Consider the following 2589-nt stretch of genomic DNA (forward strand, 5'->3'; position numbering starts at 1 on the left):
AGATGCGCTCCAGAGTCTCCAAGTCGAGCCTCGAGCTGTACGCTGCGCTCCGGGATACGACGCCCCTCACCTGGCACAGCACCAGCACCTCCCTCTCCTCCCCGCCCACGGGCTCGACGGATCGAACCACGACGTACTCGTACTTCGGAGGGTGCTCGCGCCTGGAGGTAACGAAGATGAAGCTGTCCGGCGTCGCCTCCTCCACAATCCTGCCGACCTGCCTCAAGTGGAGCAACCTTTCGCCCGAAGGTTGGAGAAGCGCCTCACTGATCGCCGGCAAGCCGAACCCCACGTTACGCCTAGAACGAGGCATAAGTAGGCATCGCTTTGAGTATACCGTAAGTACTTGAGCAGGCCGGCGGCGGGGACGAGCTAACGTTATAAGCGCCAATCCTATTGAATGGGGGATAGTGCGGTGTTCGAGACGGCTAGGGAGATCTTAGGGTACGCGCGTGAGGAGCTGGAGCGCGCTGAGAAGCTGAGAGACCACCTGCTCTACCGCAATGCGGCTGACAAGGCCTTCCTCGCCCTCCTGGTCGCTGTGAACGAGTACATACGCTCTGTAAAGGGGTTTGTGCCGAGAAGCCACTCAGAGAGGAGGCGCGTGCTGAGGGAGATAGGGCGTGAGGATCTTCGCGCGCTCTACAGCGACCTAATGAAAACGCTCCACGAGGAGGCCTTCTACGAGGGGGTTTACCAGCCTGATGAGGTCAGGTACGCCATCGGGAAGGTGGAAAGCGTAATCGAAGCGCTAGAGCGAGAAGCTCGAGGGCCGCCAAAGCGGTAGTCCAAGCCGCGGCCAGCTGCTAGGGTATGAAGTACCGCCTCTCGCCGCGCGAGTGCACGATCAGCTCTCCGAGCTCCTTCATAGCGAGCTTGTGGTACAGGTCGAGCGTTTCCGCGGTCGTCCTAACCCTCTTGTCCGCCTCAAGGAGGAGCACGTTGTAGCTCATCCTCCCAGCGTAGAGGAAAGCCAGCTGCCGCAGAACTCTGATGAAGGAATCCGGTGGGCTGCGGACGAATCGAGAAGAGCCAGCTGCAAGATCCTCGCGGCCTACGGCGATATCGACCCTCACGGGGTCGTCGCCCCTTGAAAAGATGACGTAGCTGGTGAGTACAGCGGGGTAGCTTCTCAAAGCTGCGAGCACCCTTTCAACCTTTTCCGCAAACCGGGGGCCGAGCTCGTCGGACACCCTCTCGAAAATTTCGCCTAGCAGCGCCATGAGGCGGAACTCCTCGGTCAGAGCCACTTCGATAACGCCCATCTGAACCCTCTCCAGAGTCAGCTTGACCGGCACCGTGTAACCGGGCTCCAGGTTCATCAAGAGCAGAAGCTTCGAGTCCGGCACCGGGTTCCTCGCCTCAACGAACAGCTCGTAGATCCTCGGGTCAAGCCCCTCCTTTACGAGCCTCCTAACCTCCTCAAGCACCTGCGACGGCCTCCTCCTCAGCCTCACCCACAGCTCGAGAACCTTGCCCGCCAGACCGGTCGGGCAACCTTCGAGGCACCTTTTCAGCTCGGATAGGAGGAGCTCCTCCCTTAGAACCGTCGACCTCGAGTCCTTACTCACCCCCGCGACGGTAACCCCTTTTCGAACAGCCCTCGAGAGCAGCTGCCCGTACGTCTCCACGTAGTCGAGTATGAAGCCCTCCCTACCCTCAACGTTCAGCTCCCTGATGACGTGGCTCATCCTGCCGAAGAGGGACCCGTCGAGCATCACGAGGCCGGCGCCCTCATCAACCGCTTCAAGAGCAACCTCATGCTCGAGGTGCTCCCTCAGGAGCCGCTTAAAGTCCTCGTAGTCGCGGACGCTCTTGGGGAAGAGAGCGTCGACCCTGAGCTTCCTCAACTCCCTCCCTCCCGCCTCGAGCGCTACAGCCCTGGTGACTAGGATGGCTCCTCCTCCAGCCACTTCGATCTCGTCGCTGCCGCTGTCGACCGCGTAAACTTCGTCAAACTCGTTCCGCGCCTCAACCCCCTCCACCCACACGCCCTTTACCAGCTCGCGGTAGCGGGACGCTAGATCGGCGCCGCCCGCTGCAACTCGCAGGATCTCGCTCCTCTTCCTGCGGACCTCCTCAACGAAGAGATCAGCGAAGCGCGGCACAACGTAATACGATCCGCAGGGGTATTTAGGTAGCCTTGAGACTGCCTCGAAAGTAACCGGGAGGTCGTACCTGCACAGAAATAGCGGAAAGAGAGGTCGGAGCCTATCTGCAGAGGAGCTTTTGCGCGGTCCGTAGTACCTACTTACCGGCGCGCCTGTAGTAGTCGTCCATCACTTTCTCGTACAGCCGGTCGCTCCTGATCTCCTCGAGCAGCTTCGCGACCCTCGAGACCCACCCCTCGAAGAGCCTCCTGCCCTTCTCAGCTGTTGCCGCTCGCGGGTCGCCAACGTAGCCCTCTATGGCGTAGCAGACCCAATCGGCCATTGTCCTGACGTTCCTCGCGATCTGCGCTGGGCCGAGCTTGGCGGGGCCTTTCACGCGCTCGAGCTTGCAGAGGTGGGGGAAGAGGTGGAGCGCTAAGCTGGTTTCGATCTCGCAGGCGTGCCCGATCGGCTCGGTCTCCCTTATCTCGTTGATCAG

The 2589-nt window shown here is 60.9% G+C and carries 4 protein-coding genes; 1 reads left to right on the plus strand and 3 read right to left on the minus strand.

Features of this window, described 5'->3' with window-relative positions; translation table 11 throughout:
• Positions 1-313 (minus strand): hypothetical protein (locus QXF46_09700; GenBank protein MEM0227136.1); only part of this gene is annotated, 313 nt, incomplete at its 3' end.
• Positions 314-400: 87 nt separating this feature from the next.
• Between QXF46_09700 and QXF46_09705 the strand changes: the two genes are divergently transcribed.
• A complete protein-coding gene (locus QXF46_09705) occupies positions 401-787 on the plus strand; it encodes a PaREP1 family protein (protein MEM0227137.1) in 387 nt (128 codons plus the stop codon).
• Positions 788-806: 19 nt separating this feature from the next.
• Here QXF46_09705 and QXF46_09710 read toward each other — a convergent pair whose 3' ends face one another.
• Complete coding sequence (locus tag QXF46_09710) at positions 807-2108, minus strand: DNA double-strand break repair nuclease NurA (GenBank protein MEM0227138.1); 1302 nt, start codon at positions 2106-2108, stop codon at positions 807-809.
• A gap of 139 nt (positions 2109-2247) precedes the next feature.
• Positions 2248-2589, minus strand: a 342-nt coding sequence (locus QXF46_09715) for a creatininase family protein (GenBank protein ID MEM0227139.1), incomplete at its 5' end; no start/stop codon positions are given.

This window comes from Thermofilaceae archaeon, assembly GCA_038731975.1.
Lineage (GTDB): Archaea > Thermoproteota > Thermoprotei > Thermofilales > Thermofilaceae > JANXEW01.

Bases quoted from the DNA above. Each gene is read 5' to 3' on its own strand.
- QXF46_09705 (MEM0227137.1), top strand. From the start codon at position 401: ATGGGGGATAGTGCGGTGTTCGAGACGGCTAGGGAGATCTTAGGGTAC.